This window comes from Planctomycetota bacterium, from assembly GCA_016125255.1.
In the GTDB taxonomy this organism is placed as follows: Bacteria; Planctomycetota; Phycisphaerae; order Phycisphaerales; family Zrk34; genus RI-421.
The window spans coordinates 108,881-132,784 of sequence record WGMD01000011.1; the positions used below are offsets into that span (position 1 = coordinate 108,881).

The 23,904-nt window shown below is 62.4% G+C and carries 21 protein-coding genes and 1 tRNA gene; 9 read left to right on the forward strand and 13 right to left on the reverse strand.

Going from position 1 to position 23,904, the window contains the following annotated elements:
- Positions 1-562: 562 nt before the first annotated feature.
- From GC162_10825 to GC162_10875, 11 genes are all read right to left on the reverse strand, one after another.
- On the reverse strand, positions 563-2,200 hold the full coding sequence (locus GC162_10825) for an adenylyltransferase/cytidyltransferase family protein (GenBank protein MBI1369133.1): 1,638 nt from the start codon (positions 2,198-2,200) through the stop codon (positions 563-565).
- A 57-nt stretch (positions 2,201-2,257) separates the two neighbouring features.
- Positions 2,258-2,542, reverse strand: coding sequence for a hypothetical protein (locus GC162_10830; GenBank protein MBI1369134.1), 285 nt, complete (start codon positions 2,540-2,542; stop codon positions 2,258-2,260).
- A gap of 556 nt (positions 2,543-3,098) precedes the next feature.
- Positions 3,099-4,754 (reverse strand): hypothetical protein, encoded by a 1,656-nt coding sequence (locus GC162_10835; protein MBI1369135.1) that lies wholly within the window; start codon positions 4,752-4,754, stop codon positions 3,099-3,101.
- 13 nt (positions 4,755-4,767) lie between these two features.
- Positions 4,768-4,956, reverse strand: coding sequence for a hypothetical protein (locus GC162_10840; protein ID MBI1369136.1), 189 nt, complete (start codon positions 4,954-4,956; stop codon positions 4,768-4,770).
- A 121-nt stretch (positions 4,957-5,077) separates the two neighbouring features.
- Positions 5,078-5,530, reverse strand: coding sequence for a hypothetical protein (locus GC162_10845; protein ID MBI1369137.1), 453 nt, complete (start codon positions 5,528-5,530; stop codon positions 5,078-5,080).
- 108 nt (positions 5,531-5,638) lie between these two features.
- On the reverse strand, positions 5,639-6,976 hold the full coding sequence (locus GC162_10850) for a phage major capsid protein (GenBank protein ID MBI1369138.1): 1,338 nt from the start codon (positions 6,974-6,976) through the stop codon (positions 5,639-5,641).
- Entirely contained in the window at positions 6,888-7,727 is an 840-nt protein-coding gene (locus tag GC162_10855) for a hypothetical protein (GenBank protein MBI1369139.1), read from the reverse strand. Before GC162_10855 ends, GC162_10850 begins: the two co-directional genes overlap by 89 nt.
- Positions 7,693-10,080, reverse strand: coding sequence for a phage portal protein (locus tag GC162_10860; protein MBI1369140.1), 2,388 nt, complete (start codon positions 10,078-10,080; stop codon positions 7,693-7,695). The genes GC162_10855 and GC162_10860 overlap by 35 nt, the downstream gene beginning before the upstream one ends.
- Positions 10,080-11,501, reverse strand: coding sequence for a hypothetical protein (locus GC162_10865; protein ID MBI1369141.1), 1,422 nt, complete (start codon positions 11,499-11,501; stop codon positions 10,080-10,082). The genes GC162_10860 and GC162_10865 overlap by 1 nt, the downstream gene beginning before the upstream one ends.
- A 29-nt stretch (positions 11,502-11,530) precedes the next feature.
- Entirely contained in the window at positions 11,531-11,923 is a 393-nt protein-coding gene (locus GC162_10870; protein ID MBI1369142.1) for a hypothetical protein, read from the reverse strand.
- Positions 11,924-11,955: 32 nt separating this feature from the next.
- Positions 11,956-12,456, reverse strand: coding sequence for a hypothetical protein (locus tag GC162_10875; GenBank protein MBI1369143.1), 501 nt, complete (start codon positions 12,454-12,456; stop codon positions 11,956-11,958).
- Between the two features lie 360 nt (positions 12,457-12,816).
- On the opposite strand from GC162_10875, the gene GC162_10880 reads away from it, so the two are divergent.
- The 7 genes from GC162_10880 to GC162_10910 all read left to right on the forward strand — a co-directional run bounded on the left by GC162_10880 (position 12,817) and on the right by GC162_10910 (position 18,653).
- Positions 12,817-13,386, forward strand: a complete 570-nt coding sequence (locus GC162_10880; GenBank protein MBI1369144.1) for a hypothetical protein — start codon at positions 12,817-12,819, stop codon at positions 13,384-13,386.
- Positions 13,383-13,646: a hypothetical protein gene (locus GC162_10885; protein MBI1369145.1), complete on the forward strand. Its 264-nt coding sequence runs from the start codon at positions 13,383-13,385 to the stop codon at positions 13,644-13,646. The genes GC162_10880 and GC162_10885 overlap by 4 nt, the downstream gene beginning before the upstream one ends.
- Positions 13,618-15,702, forward strand: coding sequence for a DDE-type integrase/transposase/recombinase (locus tag GC162_10890; protein ID MBI1369146.1), 2,085 nt, complete (start codon positions 13,618-13,620; stop codon positions 15,700-15,702). The genes GC162_10885 and GC162_10890 overlap by 29 nt, the downstream gene beginning before the upstream one ends.
- Positions 15,703-15,705: 3 nt before the next feature.
- The gene (locus tag GC162_10895; protein MBI1369147.1) at positions 15,706-16,821 is read left to right on the forward strand and encodes an AAA family ATPase; all 1,116 of its coding nucleotides are present in this window, start codon (positions 15,706-15,708) and stop codon (positions 16,819-16,821) included.
- A gap of 13 nt (positions 16,822-16,834) precedes the next feature.
- A complete protein-coding gene (locus GC162_10900; GenBank protein ID MBI1369148.1) occupies positions 16,835-17,242 on the forward strand; it encodes a hypothetical protein in 408 nt (135 codons plus the stop codon).
- A 334-nt stretch (positions 17,243-17,576) separates the two neighbouring features.
- Positions 17,577-18,437: a hypothetical protein gene (locus GC162_10905; GenBank protein ID MBI1369149.1), complete on the forward strand. Its 861-nt coding sequence runs from the start codon at positions 17,577-17,579 to the stop codon at positions 18,435-18,437.
- Positions 18,438-18,567: 130 nt separating this feature from the next.
- Positions 18,568-18,653, forward strand: a tRNA-Leu gene (locus GC162_10910).
- Between the two features lie 158 nt (positions 18,654-18,811).
- Here the strand turns inward: GC162_10910 and GC162_10915 are convergent.
- The gene (locus tag GC162_10915) at positions 18,812-19,558 is read right to left on the reverse strand and encodes a hypothetical protein (GenBank protein ID MBI1369150.1); all 747 of its coding nucleotides are present in this window, start codon (positions 19,556-19,558) and stop codon (positions 18,812-18,814) included.
- Positions 19,559-19,750: 192 nt separating this feature from the next.
- Between GC162_10915 and GC162_10920 the strand changes: the two genes are divergently transcribed.
- On the forward strand, positions 19,751-20,167 hold the full coding sequence (locus tag GC162_10920) for a hypothetical protein (protein ID MBI1369151.1): 417 nt from the start codon (positions 19,751-19,753) through the stop codon (positions 20,165-20,167).
- Positions 20,164-22,500 (forward strand): methyltransferase domain-containing protein, encoded by a 2,337-nt coding sequence (locus tag GC162_10925; GenBank protein MBI1369152.1) that lies wholly within the window; start codon positions 20,164-20,166, stop codon positions 22,498-22,500. The genes GC162_10920 and GC162_10925 overlap by 4 nt, the downstream gene beginning before the upstream one ends.
- On the opposite strand, the gene GC162_10930 is transcribed toward GC162_10925, so the two are convergent.
- Positions 22,446-23,900, reverse strand: coding sequence for a DUF1501 domain-containing protein (locus GC162_10930; GenBank protein MBI1369153.1), 1,455 nt, complete (start codon positions 23,898-23,900; stop codon positions 22,446-22,448). The two genes, GC162_10925 and GC162_10930, sit on opposite strands and share 55 nt — an antisense overlap.
- Positions 23,901-23,904 lie beyond the last annotated feature (4 nt).

Consider the following 23,904-nt stretch of genomic DNA (forward strand, 5'->3'; position numbering starts at 1 on the left):
CCAGCAACAATCATGGAAAATCTCGACGAGTGAGTCTTCATGGGCGCTACCGTTCAATTTCGTCGATCCGGGCTCACACGCGTTCGTAGATACGATGATAGGCAATGACGCTCAATTGCACTTCACGCGGTCGGCGATTCGTTTGAATTTTCGTGATTCACATCCGGTTGGAGCGGAACAGAATTTGCCTCGTCGTGAATCGTCAGTATGCAATTGCGTCGTTCGGCGCACAGGTGTTTCGTAATTCGCGCACCGGAAAGGCAAATTCGCCTCCGGTGTGCGCGCGTTTCTGTAAGTCCTTGATTGATCGCGCACGGTCGTGTCGGGGCCTCCCCGGCGGTGCGCACGGGCGCGCCCGTGCGCGCGGGAAGTGCAGGATCAGGGCAGGAATATGCGGTTTTTGAGGCGGGAACGGGGGCGCACGGATAGGTTGAAAAACGCAAGAGTCGGCGCACGAGTGCGCGGGCGAGTGAAGTGGTGAAGTGGTGAAAAATGGCATGGCGATCGCCACTTCGCGATATCGCCAAATCGCCATATGGGAGTGCGGGGCGGTGCCCCGCCGCTAAACGGGATAGCCGGCGGCGTGGTTGCTCGGGAGGGGGCGGGCGAGTTCGGGGCGGGTGGTGAGGTAGCGCATCAGGTCATCGCGGGAGACGGGTTGGTTGCCGATGCGGGCGATGGCGAGGGCGGCGGCGGCGGAGCCGAGGTAGCCGGCCTGATTGAGCGTCGCGCCGGTGGTGAGCATCAGGGTGGCGGCGGAGAGGAAGGCGTCGCCGGCGCCGACGGGGTCGACGGCGTGATGGGCGAGGGCGGGCAGGTACTCGCTGCGGAGACGCGAAGTGAAGTAATCGGCCACTTCGGTTTCGCGCGGACGGAAGAGCACGCATCCGCGACGGCCCATGGTCACGGCAAGGTTGGGCGTGCGAAGCTGTTTCATGAGCGACATGGCGGCGGCGGGGAGGGATTCGTCGTTGTTGCCGAGGATGCCGCGCAGTTCGCGTTCGGTGGGTGTGAGCAGGTCGGCCTGCTGCATGGCGAGCAATGTGCGGCGGGGGCCGGAGACGTCGCCGGTGATGATGGCGACGTGCGGGCGGAGCATGGGCATGAGCTTTTCGAGGAGGGCGGTGGTGATCGTGCCATACCCGAAGTCGGCGAAGATCACGGCGTCGAGGTCGTCACGCAGATCGTAAAGCGCGGCTTCGAGGCGACGCTGGGCGGTCGTATCGAGGGGCTGCGCGGCGGCGCGGTCGACCTTGAGCAGTTTCTGAGAATCGACGAGAAACCGCTGTTTTGTCGGAAGATTCCGGCGGGTCGGCAGCGTGGTGTGGCGGATATGCGCGGCCTCAAGCCGGGCGATCAGCTCGGCGGAGTCGGCGTCGTCGGCGAGGGTGGTGAACAGGTGCGCGGTGGCGCCGAGGGCTTTGATATGCGCGGCGATGATGGCGGCCCCGCCGAGGTACGTCGCCTCGTCGAGCGGACGCACCGAGAGGATCGGCGCTTCGCCGGCGACGTCCATCGCATCGCAGAAGACGTAGCGGTCGAGCAGGGCGTCGCCGATGATGGCGACCTTCTTGCCGACGAACGACCCGCTGATCGTGCGGCGGAGCGAGACGACATCGACGCCCCATCGCTGACAGCAGGCCGCGAGGCGACGGGCTTCGCCCGCACCGTCGGCAGCGACGGCCGATTCGAGCAGGGCGGTGGACGAGTAGACGACTTCGCCGGAGGAATAGATGACGCGCCCGCCCTGCGACTCGACGAGATGCTTCTCAGCGAGGAATCGCGGGTCGGCGGAGTGCTCGTATTCCTTGCCCTTGACGTATACATGCGGGGCGAGGGAGCGGATGATCGGCTCGGCGGTGGGGTCGTCGGCGATGACGACGTGGTCAACGAACTCGAGGGCGGCGAGCGATTCGGCGCGAAGCTCCTGCGGGACGTAGGGGCGCATGCCGTCGGATTTTTCGATGGCGTCGTCGCCGGTGAGCGAGACGATGAGGATGTCGCCCTGCTGTTTGGCGAACTGGAGGTAGCGGACGTGGCCGGGATGGACGATGTCGAAGCAGCCGTGACAGAGGACGAGCGTCCGCTGCTCGGGGGCATAGCGGGCGCGCAGGGCGGCCAGGTCGGCGACGGGCACGAGTTTGCGAAGCACGTCGAGCTTCATGCCATTGCTTATCGGCTCATGAAATGGATCGCGCATAAAAAAGCCGAGGCACACGGGCCTCGGCCATGAGGGGGGCTCAAAGGGATTGCACGCTTAGAAAAGCTGTGCATCGTCGATCAGCGCGTTGACGGCTGCGTCGAGTTTGCCGGGCGTTTCGTATTCGCCGCTCTGGATCTCGGAGCGGACGCGATCGACCAGGTCGTGACGCACATCGGGCAGATCCGAGAGTCGGGCCAGGAGTTGGGCCGCCGCGGAGACTTCGACGCTGTCGCCGGGACGGGGGGTCGAGCCATTGAGGTTCGTCCCTTGTTCCGCCGCCCGTCGCGCCGCGATGCGCGAGAGGGCACTACCTTGCGTACCGATTGAGTTGATGTCCATGACAATCGTCCCTGGGTTCAAAAGGAGGGTCTCCCGCCGTGGAGGTCTGTCGCGGCCGCATCCTTGCGGCCAGTAGTCACACGCATATCTCTCTGCACCATATATCGTACATCCGCGCCGCCGGGCTTGAGCGTGCACACGTTCTGAACCATCGTCGTATGTTGCTCATTACATTGGCTTTGCACCAAAACATGCCAATTTGACGCCTTCCGTTCCGCGTCCGATATTTACGTTTCGTCCATTCCGAAATACACTACATTTGCCATCTTCTCCATCTTAACGCCACAAGTCCGAAAACGCGCGATCGGCGTTCGCCAAAATCCGATAACCGAGGCGGGCAAAACGCGGTTGCGAGGTTGTAGCGGCGCGATCAAAATGTCCAAATGTGACGCATTTTGTCCAAAACATATGGCGCGTAGGATCGCCCCGACCGTTGGCCGGGGCATTTTTGTTGGTCTGTCGAACGGGCCTTAAAGGCCGTTCGGGGGCACTTCAAAGCCCGCACGTGTGGAAGCCGTGCGGGGTGTGAAAGGCCGCCGAGCCGTTCACCTGTTCGTCACGGCAAATCGTCCCTCCCCGGCCGCTCCGTCTGGTGCGTCGTACCGTCCGGATGAACCAGGTTGTAGTTGTCGCCGGTGTGGACGGTGATGTTCGTCGGTTTCAAGTCCTGCATGTTGATGTATCGCGGGCCTCGTTTCAGACTTTCGTTGACACGGTCTTCAAGGTTGATTGCCGGGCGTATTCCGAATTGGCTGGTGTTCATCTCCGCTTCGGTCAACGCGCCATGGATGGCCTCGGCGGAAGTCGAATCGACGGACATTGAGCGGTCGAATCCTTCGATCGCTTGATTTACGTAATAGGGCGTAATCTCGCCGCGCCGCTGCGCCTCGTTCAACACACGAATCATCGTTGCCCTGGCGGCGTCGCGTTCGATTGCATTCACATCGGACGATTGAATCGCCGCCGTTTTTGCCTCTTCCTGTTTCGCCAGCAAGTTCAGACGCTGAATATCGCCGGACAAGCCCGACCGCGTATTCTGTTCGATGATCAGGTCCGTTCGATCCTCCGCCGCATTGACTGCGCCGACTTTGGCGAAGAAATCCTTTTCGATTTGCGGGTCGGTAAGCTTCGCGATGATCGGCAACGCCTCAGCTCCTCCGATCTGCTCAAGCTCCGCACGCGATATCTTCCCAGCCCGGTATGCGGCGGTGATCTGTTTAATGCTCCCGATCAGATCGTCGCCGGTGATGCCTTCCCGTGAAAGAATCTTCCTCCCGTCCGGTGTCCCTGCGCCACGCAACGCGATGACCAGCCGCGCCAGTCCGGTCGTCGCCTGGTCGTTGGGAATATCGAGTCCCGTCACGGCGGCGACCATGCCCGTCGATTCGCCGGCATCGAGGCCGCCGACCGCTGAGCCGATCGAATTGAATTTGCCGATGAGCGGGCCAAGCTTGGCGGGGTCCGGCTCGCCCGCTTGTTTGATCGCTTCGTTGAGCAGGTTCGACGCCTTTACGGGGTCTTTCGTCGCATTGAAGAGCGTGCCGAGCGGGTCGGCCAGCGATGTCAATGGCGCTTCGGTAATCTGCCCTTGCGCTGCGGTGAGCATGACGAGCTGCTGAATTTGCTCCTTTGATGCGTTGGGGAACCGGCTTGTTATGAGCGTTTGCGCTCTGGCGACCTCCGACTGACTGCGGCCGGATAGAGATGACGCCTCATCGAGAAACGCGATGTCTTCCGGCGACTCGAATCCGCTCAGCGCAACAAGATCAAGCCGCGCGTCCGCCGCACGGCGCGTCTTTTCCGCATTCTCTTCGAGCAGGCGATTGTTTTCCTCCAGCATCGAGTTGTAGCGCTCGAGCAAAGCGTTAATGCCAAACCCGCCGATGAACACGGAAGCCAAGCCAGTGACCTGCGTCGTCGCTCCTTCGACGATGCGCGACCAAAGCCCGGTCTTCTCCGCTGTTCGCTCAGTCTCATCACCGACAACGCGCGTCGAGGCGGCAAGCCGCTCGGCTTCGCGCGATGCGTCTTTCGTTACCGCGCTTGTTTGCGCCGTCGCCTGGGACAGTTGCTCGTTGTCGCGCGTGGTCTCCTTCGCCGCCTCGCCGCTATCTTTGACTTCTTCCTTTAGACGCGTTTGATCGTTGACGGCGCGGTCCATCCCCTGGCCGTCATAGTTGATCTTTACGTCTTGCTCGATTGGGTTCGGCATGGCGTCGAATCTCTCAGCGCGTCGTACTGTCACCGCTCTTGACCGCTCGATCGGTCACGAAGTCACGCAGATGCGCCTTGTCGATGCCGAGCGCTTCGGCGTCGTGGCGCGTGAAGGTTTGGCCGGTCAGATATTCGCCGACGTTCTGCGTGAGTTGCACGATGTCGCTGGGGTTTATTTTGTCGGGCGTCTTGCGTTTCATGATGGCCTTTCAGTCAAGACTGTGAGGGCGATTCAAGCCCCGCCGCCGGTGAGTGTCCCCCCTGCGGGGATAATGAAGGTGGTGGTGCCGGTGCGGCGGCGGGGTTGTGAGTCGTCGTCGATCAGGCGTATTGGGCGAAGAGCAGCCCGCGATCGGCCGCATTGGGCGACGACTCCACGAGCCGGCGTCCGATGACCACCGCCGCCAGGAACGTGCCCGCCGCACCGTCGCCGGCCGTGCCCTGAAGCTGAAGGTAGCGCTGCCGCGTCTTGTGCAGGTCGATGCCGAAGACGAACGTCTTGCCGTCGTCGTTCGCGCCCGGCTTCGTCGTCGAATCCTTGACCAGCGACGGCGTACCGCCGAGCGTCGTGGCGTTTGTTTTCGTGTCAGATTCCATCACCTTGAGCACCGCCGCCGTCGCGTCGATCGAGCCGAGCACGCCGACGAACTCAAGGTAGTCGCAGCCGGGGAAGTCCGTCTTGTCGATGACCTGTGCGGCGAAGGCCGCATCGTCTTTGATCGCGGCGGGCAGGATCGCCCCCTGAATCTTCGTGTTCTGTAGTTCGTTGAGCATGGGGAATGTTTCCTAGATATTTTCTGGAAAGTTTCCTAGAAACTTTCAGGGATGGTTCATGAAAGCCCGGCGGGGAACGCTCCCCGCCGGACCTGGACAAAGAGACGATTACGCCGCCGGCGTGATGAGGCCGACGATCGGTCCGGCCTCCGTCGCCGTGCCGAGCGAGTGATTGGCCACGGCATGGCGCTGCGTGCCCAAAACGGCAACCTGCCGCTCAATAAATCTCACGTCGTTGCTCTGTTCGATCGTCAGTTCTTTGCGCACGCCGTGCGTCGAGCTGAGGCGAAGATCGCCGTATGCGGCGCACACCTGGCTGTTGCCCTGCGTGCCCGGCATCGACTGCGTGATCTCGACCTGGTCGCCCAGGAACATCAGCGATCGCCGGCCTTCGATCTCGGCGCTGGTGGTCCCGCCCTGGCTGAGAATGATCTTGGCCATCACCGTCCAGTAGAACTGCGACGACACGTACCACTTGCCGTTCCGCTGCGCGTAGCGCGGGGCACGGCCCTTGACCTTCAGGAAGTCATCGAGCACAAGCGATCCCCACCCCGCCCCGTTGGCCCCCGTGCCGAGCACCAGGCCGCCGCCGTCATCGACGCCGTTGATCGCCACAAGGCGCGTCGTCAGGCCCTGCACATCCAGATACGTCGGCGTGCCGTCACCGATGAACCCGGCATCGTCGAGCGCCTCGGCGAACGCCTGGCCGATCTCCAGTGCGATCAGCTCGCCCACGGCCACCGCCGCGTCTTCGCCGAGCGACTTGGGATACAGCGTCAGCGTGTTCCATTCATCGGCGTTGAGGTCCACGGTCGCATATTTCGGGTCACTCCCCGTGGCGGCGACGTTGCGGCCGGTCTTGAACACCGTCAAGCCGCTCGTCCGCCGCTGGAAGGTCAAACGGTCAGAAGTCATCGGCATCGGGAAAGCGTTGGCCGCGAATACGCCGAACTCCTCCACGAGCCGCTGCACGCGGTTCGAGTATTCGATGGGCGTGCCGATCGTGGCCGGGTCGTCGCCCATCGCACGCTCGAACACATCCTTGAACTCGGCTTTGAGCGCACCCAGCGCCCGCGCATCGCCGCCGATCTTGGCCAACACATACAGGCCGAATCCGCGGGCTTCCTCTTCAGAGTGGAACGCGATGCCGCGATAGCGCCCGCGATCGTCGTAGACCGTGCGGCGGATCGCTTCGAGCTTGCGCTCGATCGTCTGCGGCAGGCCCTTCATCTGCTCTTCGAGCTGAGCGACGGCGCTCTTGATCTTGTTGCCTTCCGCGAGCTGCGTTTTCACTTCGTTGAAAAGCTCGCGGGTTTCGTTGTCGAGTGTCATCGTCGGAGGCATGAGATTGTCCTTATCACGCGCTTCGTGCGAGCACGTCGCGCAGCATGGTTTTGAGTGACTGGCCCTCTGAATCCGGCGACGCGTCGGGCGCGTCATCGTCATCGCCGTGGATGCCTTCGTAGAAGTCCGCACCGCTCAAGCCCGCGTGGCCGTACGCTTCGATGGCATCCTCAACCGCCGCGTACAAGTAGCCGCCTGGGCCTGCGGTCAGAATCTCTTTCACAACCGTTTCAATCTGCGCTCGAAGCTCCTTTGAAACCCCGTCGCCGTCGCGCTTGCCGGCGCTCCGCACGAGCGCGTCCGCGTTGGCGGGAATCTCCACCGCCGACACTTCGAGCAGGTCCGCCCCGGTGAAGTGGCGGATCATTTTCGTCTCGCCGTCGATCGACACCGGCCGCATCTCCCATGAGCGCGTCATGAAGCCGACGCTGAACGTCCGCACGGCCTTGTTGACGAAGCGGAACCACCAGGCATCGGCCAGCGCATCACCCGCCGGAAGAAACTGCGCCGTGCCGATCAAGCCTTCCTTCGTGATCTTCACGTCGGCCCAATGGCCGATCGAAGTCGGGCTTCCGTCCGGCGCGCCGTAGACATGCTGCGCCATGAACTTCGGATTGAGCATGAAGCGATCGAGCGACTTGGCGAACGCGGAGGGCAAGACGACTTCGCCGTAGCGATCAATCGAGTCGTTCGAGAGCAGGCCCGTCACCTGACGCTTGCTCTCATCGATGCCGCGCACCTCGCCGATGACGATGCCGCGATCGCCGACCGCCGGGGCGAGCGTGCGATCGTGGTAGTCGAGGATCTGAAGCGCGGCATCAATGTACTTGCTGGTTCGGTTCATCGCTGGCATCCTTGCCTTTGATCGTGGCGGTTGTGTCGGCCTGGTGGTCGTGGTGCATGAGCTGCTCGTAGGTCAGGAAGCCCCGCGTTGCATAGCGGGCGAGCACGGCCTTGAGCGTGTCGCCGGGGAATCGTGATATCGCCAAGCAACCGCAGTTGACGGACTGACCCGCTGAGAGCGACGCGTCTTTTGGATGGTCACAGGTTTCCCCGGTGCCGACGATCGTAAAGCGGTCGCCGTTGGGAATCGGCATCGCCATCGTCTGGCGCTGCGTCGCGGCGTGGGCCGGTCGGCCGGTTTCCTTGCGCGACCAGAGCCACGACTTGAGCGGTACGCCCGCCTGCTCTCGGCCTTCGTGTCTCGATTCCTCCAGCGCCGCACTGACTTCCGTCCGCGCGATGTTCGCCGCACGTCGGCCCGCCGCATCCTTAAAGACTTCCTTCACACGTTTCGCCAGGTCGGCGCGGCCTTCGCCGGCGTCGAGTCCCTCGGCGAGCGTTTTGGCGAGCTTGCGCTGTGTGGTCTTGTTCGTCCCCGTAACGCGCACTTCGCGCCGCCGCATCTTCGCCACGACGCGTTCATCGCGCATGTTGAATTTGCCAGGTTTCGCTCCGCCCTGAGCGTCGGCCGCTTCCTGCATCGACTGCTCGCCGCCGAGTCGATAGCTATCGCGGATGATCGGCCGCATCTTCGCCAGAAGCTTGCCGTTGGCGGGAACAATATCGAAGACGATATTGGTGACTATGTCGCGCCGCTCAATGTCCGACAACGCCTTCACGCCGATCTCCGGCACATACTGATTGAGCCGTGCGAGCGTCTCGGCGCGCAGCTCGAAGTTGTGGCGCTTGAGCTTGCTATATGCCAGACGCTCAAGCCCCGCCCAACTTGCACGCCAACGCATCCAGATGTGACCGAGCAAATCATCCGCCTTCGTGACCGCTTCATCATCGAATGACCGATCATCCATCGTCGCGTCGTCGATCGGCTCTGCGCCTGTCCCATCGTTCTTGCCGGGCGTTGAATCCTCGGCAACGTCCACAAGAGCAATCGGTTTGAACCATGTATTGCCGTAGGTGACTTCCTCGAACGGCGCGCCGGACGCGCGGATGATCTGGTTGAGCGGCACGCCCATTTCAAACCATGTCTTGAGCGACTGCGTCATCGCAAGCATGGCCTTCTGCACCGCCGGAATGCCCGATGAGTCGAACCACGCGTAGAGCTTCCGACGCGAACGGCTGGCCGCTTTGGATGCGGAGCGATAGCCGAACGTCACACGTTCATCGATCGCCAGCCGACGCGTCGAAGCGTTGGCGGCGGCAAGCGACCGATCGCCTTCAAACCGTCGCAACACGCCGATCGTCCATTCCTCCGCGAGCCAGACGCCGCGCGGAAGAATTGTTCGCACCCAAAAGTTTTGCTCCGCACTATCACTGTGCGCGTAGTTGCTGTCTTCGTAAAAACCACACACCGGCGGCGGCACGTTGAAGACGGCGCAAATATCCACTCGGCTCATCGCCTTCAGCTCGCTGAATTCCATGTCGGCGAAGTCGGCGCCGAGTTGCTTCCAGTCCATCCCACCGCCGAGCACCAGATAATTGCGTCGATTCTCCACGCCCTGATTGAACTGCCGAAGCTCATCAGTAATATCTCGACGATCATCTTTCGTCACCGTCATCGTCGGCGGGAACACGAACGCACCCGATGGCGTCACGCCGTTATCGAGCGATGACTCATTGGCGATGTCGGCTTTCCAATACTGCGCGATCGCAGACATGGCGGCTTTGCGCGGGCTCAACCCTTCAAAGGGACAATCCGGCGATTCGTAGTCCGGGTCGATGATCGTCCAGACTTCATCGACGGGGATGGTCATCTGTCGCCCGCGCAAAGCGCCGGCGGCGCTGTAACGCCAGCCGGTGAGTTTGCCCGTCGAACGATCAACAATCGGCTTCATCTGGAGCGGGTTGATCGGAATAACGGAGAGCGGCCGACCGATCGAATCAAGCTCAAGCCACCAATGCACGCGGCCGAACAGGTCCAGATACGCCGATGTGTGCGACCAAAAGGCGCGCGCCGTCATGTTCGGGTTCGGCTGTTCGGTGAGCGCCGACGCGGGGCCGCTTTCGACGATCTTGTCTTCGCCCGTCGATATCATCAGCGGCAAGCCGCCGATCGCTTTGGCCTTTTCGCGCACACACGCATAAACCACCGCGACGCGGCTGTACGTCTGCGACGGGCGCGGATGACGAACGGCCCCCAGCCCCATCGTCATCGCACGATACACGTCCGCGTCCGACTGCGGCGATGCGAACGCCAGGTCGGTAAGCCCGGCACAAGTGAGCGTCGAAAAGGTCGGTCCAAACATCAGAGCACCCACAGTCCAGGCCGCACGCCGATCAGGGACGAACCGTAAAGCGCCAACGCGGCGCTCCAGGCGATATCACAATGCGACTCACCCATCAGCGGGTTCGGCGTCTCGTAAAGCTTGAGCCGTCGCGAAGCGCCGCCGCCTTCCTCTTCCTTCTGGATCGCGTACAGGTCCGTCGCGATGAACTTGTGCGCGCCGTCGATGGGCGGGATGGCCTGACCGCCGTCCGTGAACGTCGTCGCCAGCGTGCTGCCCAGGTCGCTCTTGCGCTTGCCGCCGAAGTCCACCGGCTCCCAGCGGTCGCCATACAGATCGTGGAGCGTTTCGTTGGAGTCCATGCCCAGGCCCGTCGCGTCGCCGCATCCGACGCCGACGCGCGGCCCGCTCATCGCCGCCTTGACGATGTGGCGCTGTAGCTCGAAGCTCACGCCGTGCATCAGCACGAGGAAGCGCAGCGACTTGAACTTGCCCGGCAACGCATGATTGATCCACAGTGATGACAGATGCCCGCGACGCGCCACGTCCCAACCCATTTCGAGACGGCCCGTCGTCGGCATGCGCGACTTGAAATAATCTTCGACCCAACCCGCCTCGCCATCGACGCGCAGCAAGTCGAACGGATGCGACCGGCCCAGTTCACCGGCGGCGATGAGCTGCGACCATTTCACCAGCGCTTCCAGGTCGCCGGTGAACTTGCATTCGTATTCCCGCTGCCAACCCGCTTCATCGCCGTAGAGCTTACGGAACACGTCCAGCGTCGTCGGCTCGCCCTTCTGATCGCGCAGCACGAACCCTTCGGCGATCGACTGATAGATATCGCAGAAGTGAACGGCATAGGTGTCGGGATCGTTGACCAGCTCGAAGAACTTGGAGTCTTTGCCGCGCGGCGTGCTGATGGCGATGACATGAAAGCCGCGCGTCGCCAGCGGGAACACGACGCGCCAATGGTCGTACCCGCCCTTCGGAAAAAGCCCGAACTCCGTGAAGATGACATTGCCCGTCAGGCCCGCGAGCGTGTCGGGGTTGCGGCCGGGAAGACTGACGACCTTGCCGCCGCCGGGGAGCATCAGCTCGCGCGCCCTGAATGTGAACTCTTCATCGAGCGTCGCATCGTATTCGGTGAACGCCCGCTCGTTCGTCGCTTCGATGACCGCCTTAAACGCCTTCGCCCACTGCACGCACTTGGCGAACGTCTCGTCGGCCTGCCGCTGCGTCAACGAGATGATGTACCACGGCTGGCCGGTGCGAAGCGCGTGCATCACGGCCTTCGCCGCCGTCGTGAAGTCCTTGCCCTTCTGACGATGCCAGCAGACGACTTGCACGCGCGATTCATCAGCGAAAAAACGCTGCTGAGCCGGATCGAGCTTGAAGCTCAAACGCGGCGAATTGGTCGGGTTTTTAGGGGTTTTCGTCGTCATCCTTGACGCTTGTAAATCCTGTGCAATGCTTATTTTTTATTGGCTTTTATTTGGTATACCTTCTCAATGACCGCACGTCCCACCGCATCAAGACGATCCACGGCTCGCATCGTTGCAGCATCGACGCGCGCGCTATCTGCCGCAGTCAATTTCCCATTCGGATCGCCCTGCATCAGAGCTTCGATGGCGGCCTCTTTCATGATCCGCCTGCCGTCATCGTCGAGCCGGCGGATCAGCACATCGTCGAGCGCGGCGTCGAATACGTCGATGGCGTCGCGCTTGTTCGTAATCTTCCGCTCGTCCAACCGCTTGAAGCCCAACGTCTTTGTTTCGGCCAATACTTCACGCGCAAAGCCGTCGATGCCGCCGGCGTCTTGGATCGCGGTGATGCCATCGAATAGATTGCCATGGGCATGTGACATGATGTCGCACTCCGATGAGTTGGGGATGGTGGTCAGACGCCGTAGCGCGTCAGGGCCTCTTCGAGCCGACCGATGATCATGTCGGGTTCGTTGACATGCGCGCGGCCCATGAGGCGGGCCATGAACGTGGAGCGTGCGTTGTCCGTTGCCGTCAGACGTGAGTAGATCGCATTGGCGCGATCGAAGAACCATTCCCGCAGCGGCCCCTTGCGCTGGTCCACTTCGCCGAACTTGACCGCGCGAGAATCGCAGGCGATCAGCGCCGAGTCGAAGCGGTCGATCGTATTCGTGATGAGCAGATACATCGCGTCGGCCACGTCGATCGCCGCTTCCGTCTTTGCGTCGTAGTCATCTTCGCGCGCGTTGGGATTCTCGTCCATCGCCGCCGCCGCCGCTTCCCAGTCGATCCGCTCCGCACGGTCAAGCAGCGACGAAAGCATGATCGCGCTGGCGGAAAAACGCTTCACAACTTCGCGCATCAGTTCATCGTCATCAATGAGCGAAGCGGCGGTCGGGATGGGTTCAATCGGCATCTCATCGTCGATGAGCCACTGGACGGGAACACCGCAAGCGTATGCGATACGAAGGCACGTGAGCGCCCTCGGAGTGACGCCTTTGCTGATGTAATCGTAGATCGATTGCGCCTGAATGCCCGCAGACGCTGCTACCGCCGGAGCGGTCCGCGTCTCCATCAACTTCGCCAACTTCTGCGTAAAAATCGGAGCATCCGCCTTCATTGGCGAGATAGTAGCAGAGTCGCTTGAGTGTGTCATGATAGCTTCCTTGCGTTTAATTGACTAGTTGATCAACTATGAATACTATGACAAAAACAATAGTGTCGTCAAGTTTTTTTGATAGGAGATTTTGCCGGCTCGACCGGCCACGAAGGGCGCATGAAAAAACCCTTCGGCCGAGTGTTCAGAACTTGCCAGAACCGAGTCACTCAACCGAAAGGCTTAACCATGAGCGTACGCTCCCGATCCACACAGGACAACTCCCGTCGCATGGAAGCGACCGCACACACATCAACACCAGCCGCGCACAAGGCCGCGCGAAAGACCGCAGGCGGGAGCGCGATCCCGCCCGCGTTGACGCTCGAAGAGCGCCGCATGAAAGCGCAGCGCATCCGCACGATGACGGTCAAGATCGGACCGTTCGACTACACTGTCTCACTTTGTCGGGGCCAGCTTTGGTTCGACGACGAAGGCAAATACGTCAACGGCCTCATCTGCGGCAACACCTGCGACATTCTCATCTCTGATTCCGTCCCACTGTCGCACCGGCGCTTTGTGCTCTGGCATGAGCTAGGGCACGCCTTCATGGAAGTGTACAGCTTGGGCATGAGCGCCGAACTCGACGGCGAGTCCATCGCCGACGCCATCGGCAAAGGCGTTGCGTCGATCGACGCGGACACGTTCGCCAAGCTCGACGCGCTCATCATGGATGAAGGCGGTGCAGCTTGAGCACACCCGAACAGCGTGAAGCCCTCATGCTCGCCGAAGCGTCGCTGGATCGCTGCCTCGCCGGCGTGCTCGATCATCGCCTTGAGTGTCAGTATCTCCACACGAACGGCATCGCCGCGACTGTCGAAAAATTCGGCTCGGTGAAAGCCGAACTCATCGCGCGCACCGCCGCCGGCTTCGCCGCCGCTTCGATCGTCGTGTCGGAGATGCGCCGCGCGTGCGACGGCCTGGATGATCAGGAAAGGGGCGATCATGGCTGAGGCCGTGCGCAAGAACGCCCCCGCCCCGATCAACTGGTCGGACTGGATCGCCGTCGATGACGCGGCGGCGCGTCTGGGTGCTCATCGCGATTCGCTTTCGCGTCGATGCCGTGAAGAGCTTGAGGCGCGCGGGCTGGCGATGAAGGCGCAGGTGATGAAGGGTTCGCCCGCGCAGTGGTTCGTGCGTCGGAGCATGGACCACCGCCTTCACGTCGAGCAGGCCGACCGACCTTCGCACCTGGACCGCTTCACCGACAAACAGCGGACGGTCATCTATGCGAAGCTGCGTTGCCTGGAGCTATACCGGCACATGCGATCGACGCGGCCGGGGCCGGTCAGCGCTTGGGTCGATCGCTTCGCCGAGCAACTGACCGCGACGGAGCAAGTCAAGCTCGCGGAGTCGGGCATCACGTTCAGCGTGTCGGCTCGAACGCTGCGCCGTTGGGATCGCGCGTACCACGGGCCGGAGGATGTTCACAAGCTCGCCGACGATCGCGGGGGCGATCAGAAGAATCAGGGCGACCCGACCGCCTGGAATTACTTCAAGGGCATCTTCCTGGAACAGCGCAAGCCGTCGAAACGAAGCTGCTGGAAGCGGGCCGGCGAGTGGGCGGAAGGTCACGGCGTGGCGTGGTGTTCGTACGCCAGTCTCATCCGCCAGCTTGATGATCGGATACCCAAAGAGCAGCAGGTGATGCACCGCGACCCGGCGCGATGGCGCAGTCAGTTTGCAGCGTATATCGAGCAGGATACGGAGCGGTTCGCCGCCGGTCAGTGTTGGGTCGGCGATCATCGTCCGCTGGACCTGCTGTGTCGCATCCGCGATCACATCTTCCGTCCGTACATCACGACATGGCTGGACTGGCGCACGAGGAAGATTGTCGGTTGGGCGATGAGCGAGAATCCCAACTCCAGCACGATCCTTGCCGCGCTTCGTATGGGCCTGCTCGACGAAACGAACATGGGCGGTCCGCTGTTTATCTGGATGGACAACGGGCGCGACTTCGATTGCTACAGCTTCCACGGCCGCACGAAGCGTCAGCGGTTGAGCAAGGTCCGCGTGCAACTCGACGAAGACAAAACCGGCGGACTGCTCAAGCACCTGGGCATCGAAGCTCACTTCGCCATCGCGCACAACCCGCAGGGCAAGGCGCGGCAAGAGCGATGGTATGCGACGGTCGGCGATCACTTTGACAAGACGTTCGCCACCTACACCGGCCCGGACCCGATGCGCAAGCCGGAGCAGCTCAAGGATGTCGTGAAGGACCTGCACAAAGTGCCGACGTTCGAGCATGTCCGCGAGCGATTCGGGGAGTTCGTCGAGGGCTACAACAAAGACGCCGATCACACGATTGACGACATGGTTGATTCGGACAGGGCGCGACTCTCGCCCGTCCAGGCGATGGCGCGTTGGTGTCAGACGCGGCGCGTCATGGCCGATCCGTCGTCGCTCGACCTGCTATTGATGCAGCATCACAAGCCCGTGCGCGTTGGGCGCAACGGCATCACGATCACCGTCGCCGGCGGGCGACTTCGATACGGTCAGTTCTCCGACGCGCTTCGCCGCTTCAAGGGCACGAAGGAAACCGTGCGCGTGGCCTACGACCCGAACGACATGCGCACGATTAGCGTCCGGTCGATGCAGTTCGAGTTCATCTGCACCGCTCAAATCAACGCGACCGGCGGGCGTCACGCCGACCCGATCAATCGTCAGCACGTCGCGGGCATGGCGCGGCAGAAGTCGGCTTATAACCGCAGCTTCAAGTACGTCGCGGACAATCGGGAAGTGGAGTACCTCAGCGACGAGGAAAGGCTTGCCGAGCATGTCGCACGGTCGAACGAACCCGATCAGCAAGCGGCTGATCCGACAACGTTAAAAATCATTCAAACGCCTGTCGATGGCGAGTCGAAAGGCCATCGAAGCCGCAAGGCGGCGGGCGCGGAGTCGCACACAAACCATGCGAGCGATGCGGACCCGCTCGCCTGGTCATCGGCGTACAGCACGCCGCAGCGGTTCGACGCGGACCAGGACAACGACCTACTCGGCGGATGGTGACGCATGGACAATGACCACCCCATCATCGACGAGCTGAGCATTGAAGCTCGGATTCTCAAGCAAGCAAGGATGCTGCCTGTGGACCAGACCCTTACCGACGAACAGATCGCCGGCGTTGTCGGCACGTTCAACGCCTACATCGCCGAACACCAGGTCACGATCAGTCAGGTCGCCCGAAAGATCGGCGTCAGCAACGGCGTCGTCAGCCAGTGGCGATCGGGCAAGTATCAGAAGGGCGACGTGCAGCGCATCACACGCCAGGTCAACAACTGGCTTGAGCAGGACGCGCGCCGCCGTCACGCCGCGATCGAAGTCGATTACGTGCCGACGCAGATCGCCGAGCGCATGCGGACGGTCATCAATGTCGCGTGCGACACGACGGCGATGGCGGCGATCGTGTCGCCGGCGGGGTCGGGGAAGACGATGCTGCTGGAGCTTTGCGCCGAAGAGCGGTCGGGCTTCTACATGTACTGCGACGAAACCATGACGCCCAAGGCGTTCCTTGAAGAGCTTTGCCGCACCATCGGCATCACGAGCTATTCGATCAACAAGGCCCGCATGTTGCAGCACATCGTGGACAAGCTCAAGGGCACGAGCCGCCCGATCGTGCTCGATGAGTCGCACCGCCTGAACCCCAGTTGCTTCGGCACGATTCGCACGATTCACGACCGGGCCGGCGTGTCGGTCATCATGGCCGGGACATACGAGATTATCGACCGCATCAGCGATCAGTCGGCGGGTCGCGGTCAGATGGCTTCACGCTGCCTTCGCTTCAATGCGATGGACGTGATTTACGACGCCGAGCAGGACCCCGGCAGTCGTCGTGCGAAGCTCGGCCCGCCGCTCTACACGAAGGACGAATGTCGCCGCCTTTTCGGCAAGATGAAGGTGCGGTTCGGCGACGGCGGGTTTGAACTGGCCTGGGCGTTGGCGTGCCTGCCCGGCTACGGCTGTCTCCGCCTCGTGCGTCGCATCCTTGAGCTTTGCCGCACGCGATGGCCCGGCGAAGCGGTCACACGCGACCGCATGATCAACGCCTTGAAGCTCATTCACTCGGCGCATGGCGCTCATATCTGCACCATCGCCGACCGGCACATCGAGCAGACCGAAGCCGCCTGACGGAGCAACCACCATGCCCAATGACACCTACGAATCAATCATCCGTCACACGATCCAGCGGATGCGGATCAGGCCGTGCCGGAACAAGCTGATGGCCCTGGCCGACAAGGACCTGTCGGAAGTATGCCTTCGTCTGGTGACGAACGTCGAAAGGCACGACGAGCTAATTCAGTGGGTCTTTGATACGCATGGGCTGGTGATGCTCAAGTCGTCGTTGTCGCGGTTCATCGTCGAGTTCCGCAAGACGGCCGCATTGGTCCAGGACGCCATGCTGGTCGGCGTCGGCCTCGCGGACGATCCCGCCGACGCCCATGATGCGGACAGCGTGGGCCGACGCCTGGCTGCCCACCGGCGGCGTCATGAGAACGCCCGCCGCCAGCGTAAAGGAATGCCCCCGCTTCCCGATCAGGACGCCCAATAACCGCGCCGAGAGTGCGCCGAATGTCGAGAGCGCCCCAGGCATGAAACACGGTTTTTGATAGCGCCAGTGCGGTTTGGTTTGGCCAAGATGCGTCACAAAACCTTCCCGCAGCCCCCCGTTTGGACATTTCGATTCCCATTCTCACCCTCGCCACTTCCCGCATCCAATTGATATAAGTCCTTTGTTTTCGGGCACGTTTCCCGTGTCTTCCCGTGTCGCCGCGCGTCCTCCCGCTTGGACAGTTCGATCGTCACATTACAGCGAGGAGTCAGAGCCCGCAACGTGCTGTCCCAAGCGCCGCTGGTCATCGTCCATTGATCGGGTACACTCACAAATGATGACGACCTCTAGCTTGAAACTGCTTTGCCTTGTCGTGTTGATCGCGCTGCTCGCCGGCTGCGAGGAGCACGTCGTCGGCGTGAGTTACGGCCAGTTCTCCGACTCCGAACGCAAAGCGCCCGACAACTCCAAGGACGACGCCGGCTGGTTCGGACTCGGCGGCACGAAGAAGACCAACACCCAATCCCCCGACGCCGCCGGCGAATTCCCGTGGGCCATCGGCCTGGGCCGCATCGAAGGTCTCGACCACCTCGCCCGGGCCGAGAAAGCCAAAGCTCAACTCCTGGCCCAATCCGGCTTCAAGGATATCTGGCTCGCCGATGAACCCGATGGAACGATGGTCTACGCTGGTCACTACCCCAGCCCGCAGGACAAGGACGCGCAGGCCGACGTCGAACGCTGGCGGCAGATGCGCGAATCGCACCGCGTCAACGTTCCCGCCGCCATGCTCGTTCCCGTCATCACACACAACCAGGGCTCCATGCCCGAATACGATCTCCGCGGCGCCCGCTCCCGCGGTCTCTACACGCTCCAGGTCGGCTTCTACGATGACATCTCCGGCAAGAGCGACTACCGCAAAGTCGCCGAGCAGGCCGTCGCCGCACTTCGCAAAGAAGGCGTCGAGGCCTACTACTATCATGGCCCCAACCGCTCCATGGTCACCGTCGGCGTCTTCGGCCCCGAAGCCCTCAACGTCCAATCCAACGGTGAAACCACCTACGCCGCACCCATCCTCGCCCTCCAGCAGCGCTTCCCCTACAACCTCGCCAACGGTGAAACCATCCGGGAAAAACGCGGCGACAAAGTCTCCACCCAACCCAGCTTCCTCGTCCGCATCCCCGACACCGGACAATGACCCGCTCCCCCGTTCAGCGACGCCGCTCGCGGCGTGCTTCTCCCCCTTCTTCACTCCCCATTCCGCATTCCCAACTCCACACGCCAATTGATTTGCTTTTACCCCTCGACCCCCTAAACTATTGATCCCCGCGGGCGTGGCGGAATTGGCAGACGCGCTAGGTTCAGGTCCTAGTGGGAGTAAAATCCCGTGTAGGTTCGACTCCTATCGCCCGCACTCTTAAAACCGCGTGACCCTTCACGCGGTTTTTTCATGCGCCGATTGGCATCAGAGAATCAGCCACGAAGGCGCAAAGACGCGAAGGAAGACAGGGGAGATCGAATCTTCAAAGTTCAATCTTCTTTGCCTTCCTTCGCGTCTTCGCGCCTTCGTGGCTAACCCCGCCTTTCGTCCCACCCCGCCCGTTCGCACAGCTGTTTGTACAACTTCATCGCCCGCTCCGTCGCACCCGCCGGTTCGCTCCGCTGCAGCGACGGCGTCGGAAAGTCGCGATCGACTTTCGCATCGATGAACGCGTCAAGTCGGTCCAGCGCCGCCGGGTCGAACATCTGCTGCGCATGCACGAAGAGCCAGTCGCCCTGATCGGCCAGTTGATCGAGCACGCGCCCGTACATCGCGCACCACACCTCCATCGCCTGCTCGATGCTCATCGACAGATCGCGCAGATACGGAGCGGTGTTCACTTCCTTGACGATGCTCGCCGCCGTCGCCCCCGGATGTCGGAACACGCACAGAAGCGCCGCATCCCCGATCCGCGGGCGCCACGCCGGCAGCGTGTAGCAGAACCGCGGATCCTTATAGCACCACGGAACCCGGCTCACCGCCTCATCGACCCGCTCCTGAACGCCGGTCAATGAAGTGAACTGAACCTCCGGCGGCAGGGCGGCGAGCCAGTACTGCCGATGCCCCGGCCCGTCCGTCATCGCCTCCACCACCGGCCCCATGATCGCCTCGTTGATCGCATTGATCGACCGGCTCTCGAAAAACCCCTTCGGATTCGCCTCGCGCGCCTCGACGAGCCGCTCGCCCAGGTGATACCCCGTCAAACTGCCCGCGATCGAGCCGGCGACCAGACTCGTCCCGCTCCGCCCCGACCCCATGATGACCACATTCCGCGCCATTGGGGCATTGTAAGACAAAGAAGGATTGGCCACGAAGACGCGAAGTGAAGACAGGGGAGATCGAATCTTCAAAGTTCAATCTTCTTTGCCTTCCTTCGCGTCTTCGCGCCTTCGTGGCCCACCTTGTCTTGATCCAAGCAGCCAGCATACCTGTCTTGGAGACGACTTGTCGTATTGTCCGATATAACCAGCATGATTCACGATACCGCAAAGACCGCCGCGGCGGCTTCGAGCGTGACCGCGCCCCGTCGCCAGCGTCGCCTGACGCTCATCAGCTTCGGATTCAAATACGGTCAGCCCAACGCCAACTACTACTTCGATGTCAGCTTCCTGACCAACCCCGCCCGGCAGGCCGAGTGGGACCTGTTCTCTCAGCCGTGCCCGAAGATGCGACGCTTCGTGCTCGATCAGCCGGCCGCTCAGAAGTTCATCGAAGCCGTCATCCCGCTGCTGCGCGTGGTCATGGACGCCGACGACGATGTCCGCGTCGGTATCGGCTGTTCGTCCGGCCGGCACCGCTCGTGCATCATCGTCGAGGAACTGAAGCGCCGCCTCGAAGACGAACTGACCCAGGTCCGCATCGAGCACCGCGAGGAGGCCTACGCGTGACGCAACCCCAACCCCGCCGCCCGAAGGTCGCCGCACTGATCGCCTCGCGCAATCGGCCGGACCTGGTGCGCGACGCCGTCAAGAACCTGCGCGAAACATGTCACACCATTGACCTGGACATCCTCACCGTCGAGTCCGGCACGACGCCCGACAAGCTCTGCGAACATTCGACGATCAGCTACGCCGACGAAAATGGCGAATTTCTCGGCAAATGTCACGGCCACAACATCGCGCTGAACCTCGCCCGCATGCGCGGCGGATATGACTACTACTGGGTCCTGCACAACGATGTCCGCTTCGACGCCCCCGGAACGCTCGACCCCGCGGCCGCGCTCATCAGTGCGATGAAAAGCGATGACCGCATGGCGATCTGCTCGCCGATGAATGTCGATGGGCATTTCCCGCAGGGTTACCCGCAAGCGGGGCGCGACTGGCATGCGGTCTGCCTCTGCGACTATCTCGGGTTCATGATGCGCGCGGATGTCGTCGAAAGCATCGGTTTCCTTGATCCGTCGTTCAAGTTCTGCTGGGGCGCGATTCACGAACTGGCCTACAAGCTCAACAGTGCCGGTTACTTCATCGCCTATCACGACAAGCTGATGATGAAGCATCTGGGCGGATCGACGTACGGCCAGTCGGGCACGAACACGATCAGCCGGGACGACTATCAGGCCGAGGCGGCCCGGTTCGCCTACCGCATCATGCGCGAACGCTACGGCGAGAACTGGGACGAACTGTTCTTCGAAGCCGCGGCGAAATTCGGGATCGAGTACAACACGTTCAGTTATCACAAAGCGTACTGGGCCCGCGCGTTCAACGAAGACGAACTGCTTGGCCTGAGCGGTCGGCTTGATGAAGCGGAGCGGCGCTGCGGCACGGATCGCAACGCGGCCAAGTCGAAGAAGGTGCATCGCAAGGCGGGGCAGATCGGATTTCCGAAGCGTGAAACCGTCGATGCGGCGGCGAAACTGCATCCGTGGTTCGTGCCGGTGTCGCTGGGCGAGCTGCGCGTGCCGCCGGGGGTGAAGACGGAATGGCGCGCCGATTGGCTCAGCAACCGCATCGCGGCAAGGCGGCGCGTGCTCGTCGATCGCGTGGTCGAAAACTACGACTTTTCCGGCAAAAAAGTGCTCGATCTGGCGTGCAACTGCGCATACTGGTCCGCACGCTACGCGGAGCACGGTGCGGCGAGTGTGCTCGGTATGGAAGGTCGGCCCAAGCACGTCGCGCAGGCGCAGCTTTACTGGGACACGAATCAGTTTCTGGACAAGGGGCGGTACGAATTTCTGCTGGGCAATATCGCCGACGCGAACGACTGGCCGGCGATCCGCGAGCGCGGGCCGTTCGATTTCACCTTGTGCGCCGGCATTCTGTATCACATCGCCAACTACCGCGACGTGCTCAAATGGGCGGCCGAAATGACGCGCGAGGTGATGCTCATCGATACGCGCGTCGGCGATGAGCACGAGTCGATGATCCGCGAGCCGGGCGATCTGAACTTCAACGCCATCGACGCCACGCTCGACAAGATCGTGCCCCATCTGCCCAAGCTGATCGCCGCCATCGAATCACTCGGCTTCGACGCCGAAGTGCTCGAAGCCGACTTCGGCGCGCCGTTCGGCCTGCGCAATGTCGATGACTATTCGACGCAGCGCCGGGTCGCCATCTTCGCCCGCCGCCGCGTTCCCTCAAAGCCGCGGGCTGAGCGCAGCGACTCTGCTTCGCCGGCGGGCTTCGCAGAGCGGGGAGCCCCGGATGATGCCGTGAAACTCCACCTCGGCTGCGGCCCCGACAAGCGCGACGGATGGGTCAACATCGACGCCAACGCCGCCTTCAACCCGGACGTGGTTGCGACGGCCGACGACCTTTCGCACTTCGCCGACGCGAGCGTCGACGCCATCGAAGCGTGTCATCTGTTCGAACATCTGACGCTCGATGAGGCCCGCGCGGCACTCGTTGAATGGCGTCGCGTGCTCAAAGTCGGCGGGCAGCTCATGCTTGAATTGCCCAACATGCAGGCGTGCGCCGCGATGATCGGCAAGCATGCGGACCCGCGCGGGTACGACATGGGGACGATCGGCCTGTTCGGCTATCCGCCGGACATCGCGCGCGACGGCGTGTGGCAGGTGCATAAATGGGGCTGGACGCCGGCGACGCTCGAAGCCGAGCTTCGCGCGGCGGGGTTCGATCGCGTGGTATCCGAGTCGGTGACGCAGACCTGGCGCCACGCCGCTAAACTCAATCGCGACATGCGCCTCGTCGCGACGGTCGAATCGAATCAGGCGAGCACATCGAAGACCGGCGCATGCGTTTCGACGCCGGTCAGCCGCTGATCGAGCCCCTGGAATCGGAACGTCAGGCGTTCATGATCGATGCCCAGGCAGTGGAGGATGGTGGCGTTCAGATCATGGATGTGCACGCCGCCGGAGGCGATGTTGTAGCAGTAGTCATCGGTCGCGCCATGTTCGATGCCCGGCTTGACGCCCCCGCCCGCCATCCAGACGGAGAAGCATCGGCCGTGATGATCTCGACCATTGCCGAGCGCGCCCTGGCTGTAGGCGGTGCGCCCGAACTCCCCGCCCCAGATGACCAGCGTCTCATCGAGCAGGCCCCGCTGCTTCAGATCATTGACGAGCGCGGCGGTGGGCTGATCGGTGTCGCGACACTGATTGGTCAATTGCGTCTTGAGGTTGTCGTGCTGGTCCCAACCGCGATGAAATAGCTGCACGAAGCGCACGCCGCGCTCGATCATGCGGCGTGCGAGGAGGCAATTCGCCGCATAGGACCCGGGCGTGCGCGATTCCGGGCCGTACATTTCGAACGTGTGCGCCGGCTCGTCGGATAAGTCCGTCAAGTCCGGCACCGAGGCCTGCATGCGGTAGGCCATCTCGTACTGCGCGAGGCGCGTTTCGATTTCAGGATCGCCGGTGAGTTGCATGCGATGTTCGTTCATCGCCGCCAGGTCGTCGAGCAGATGACGACGGTCTTCGCGCTCCACGCCCGCCGGGTTGGCCAGGTAAAGGACGGGGTTTGAGCCGGGGCGGAGGCGAACGCCCTGGTGTCGGCTCGGCAGGTAGCCGCTGCCCCAGAGGCGGGCGAAGATGGGCTGGCCGGGGTTCTTGCCCGTGCCTTGACTGATGAGCACCATGTACGCGGGCAGATTCTGATTCTCCGAGCCGAGCCCGTAGCTGAGCCAGGCCCCGAGGGACGGGTGGCCGATCTGTTGATTGCCGGTGTTGATGAACGTGATGCCCGGGTCGTGATTGATCGCTTCGGTGTGTACGGCCTTGAGCAGGCACATCTCGTCGGCGAGCGACGCGGTGTGCGGAATCAGATCGCTGAGCCAGCGCCCGCACTGCCCATGCTGACGGAACGGCCTGAGCGGACCGGCGACGAGGAACTGCTTCTGGTTCACAGTCATGCCCGTCACGCGCTGCGTTCCACGCACCGAAGCGGGCAACTCCTTGCCATGCTCGGCGGCGAGCGTCGGCTTGTAGTCGAACAGGTCGATGTGACTGGGCGCCCCGGATTGGAAGAGGTAGATGGCGCGCTTCGCGCGCGGCGCGAAATGCGGCAGGTCGGGCAGGCCGCCGAGGGCGGTACGCGCCGCGGGCGCGCCAATCGCGCTGCGCCCCAACAGCGACGCCAGCGCCGCGGCGCCGACGGCGTTCTTCGTGCGGTCAAAGAGCTGCCGGCGGGTGAGCATCAGTTCGTATTGACGTCCGGGGTCCATCGCT

Excerpts from the sequence above, each read along its gene's own strand:
- GC162_10825 (MBI1369133.1), bottom strand. The coding sequence starts at position 2,200 with ATGCGCGATCCATTTCATGAGCCGATAAGCAATGGCATGAAGCTCGAC.
- GC162_10830 (MBI1369134.1), bottom strand. The coding sequence starts at position 2,542 with ATGGACATCAACTCAATCGGTACGCAAGGTAGTGCCCTCTCGCGCATC.
- GC162_10835 (MBI1369135.1), bottom strand. The coding sequence starts at position 4,754 with ATGCCGAACCCAATCGAGCAAGACGTAAAGATCAACTATGACGGCCAG.
- GC162_10840 (MBI1369136.1), bottom strand. The coding sequence starts at position 4,956 with ATGAAACGCAAGACGCCCGACAAAATAAACCCCAGCGACATCGTGCAA.
- GC162_10845 (MBI1369137.1), bottom strand. The coding sequence starts at position 5,530 with ATGCTCAACGAACTACAGAACACGAAGATTCAGGGGGCGATCCTGCCC.
- GC162_10850 (MBI1369138.1), bottom strand. The coding sequence starts at position 6,976 with ATGACGATGACGCGCCCGACGCGTCGCCGGATTCAGAGGGCCAGTCAC.
- GC162_10855 (MBI1369139.1), bottom strand. The coding sequence starts at position 7,727 with ATGCCAGCGATGAACCGAACCAGCAAGTACATTGATGCCGCGCTTCAG.
- GC162_10860 (MBI1369140.1), bottom strand. The coding sequence starts at position 10,080 with ATGTTTGGACCGACCTTTTCGACGCTCACTTGTGCCGGGCTTACCGAC.
- GC162_10865 (MBI1369141.1), bottom strand. The coding sequence starts at position 11,501 with ATGACGACGAAAACCCCTAAAAACCCGACCAATTCGCCGCGTTTGAGC.
- GC162_10870 (MBI1369142.1), bottom strand. The coding sequence starts at position 11,923 with ATGTCACATGCCCATGGCAATCTATTCGATGGCATCACCGCGATCCAA.
- GC162_10875 (MBI1369143.1), bottom strand. The coding sequence starts at position 12,456 with ATGCCGATTGAACCCATCCCGACCGCCGCTTCGCTCATTGATGACGAT.
- GC162_10880 (MBI1369144.1), top strand. The coding sequence starts at position 12,817 with ATGAAAAAACCCTTCGGCCGAGTGTTCAGAACTTGCCAGAACCGAGTC.
- GC162_10890 (MBI1369146.1), top strand. The coding sequence starts at position 13,618 with ATGATCAGGAAAGGGGCGATCATGGCTGAGGCCGTGCGCAAGAACGCC.
- GC162_10895 (MBI1369147.1), top strand. The coding sequence starts at position 15,706 with ATGGACAATGACCACCCCATCATCGACGAGCTGAGCATTGAAGCTCGG.
- GC162_10900 (MBI1369148.1), top strand. The coding sequence starts at position 16,835 with ATGCCCAATGACACCTACGAATCAATCATCCGTCACACGATCCAGCGG.
- GC162_10905 (MBI1369149.1), top strand. The coding sequence starts at position 17,577 with ATGATGACGACCTCTAGCTTGAAACTGCTTTGCCTTGTCGTGTTGATC.
- GC162_10915 (MBI1369150.1), bottom strand. The coding sequence starts at position 19,558 with ATGGCGCGGAATGTGGTCATCATGGGGTCGGGGCGGAGCGGGACGAGT.
- GC162_10920 (MBI1369151.1), top strand. The coding sequence starts at position 19,751 with ATGATTCACGATACCGCAAAGACCGCCGCGGCGGCTTCGAGCGTGACC.
- GC162_10930 (MBI1369153.1), bottom strand. The coding sequence starts at position 23,900 with ATGGACCCCGGACGTCAATACGAACTGATGCTCACCCGCCGGCAGCTC.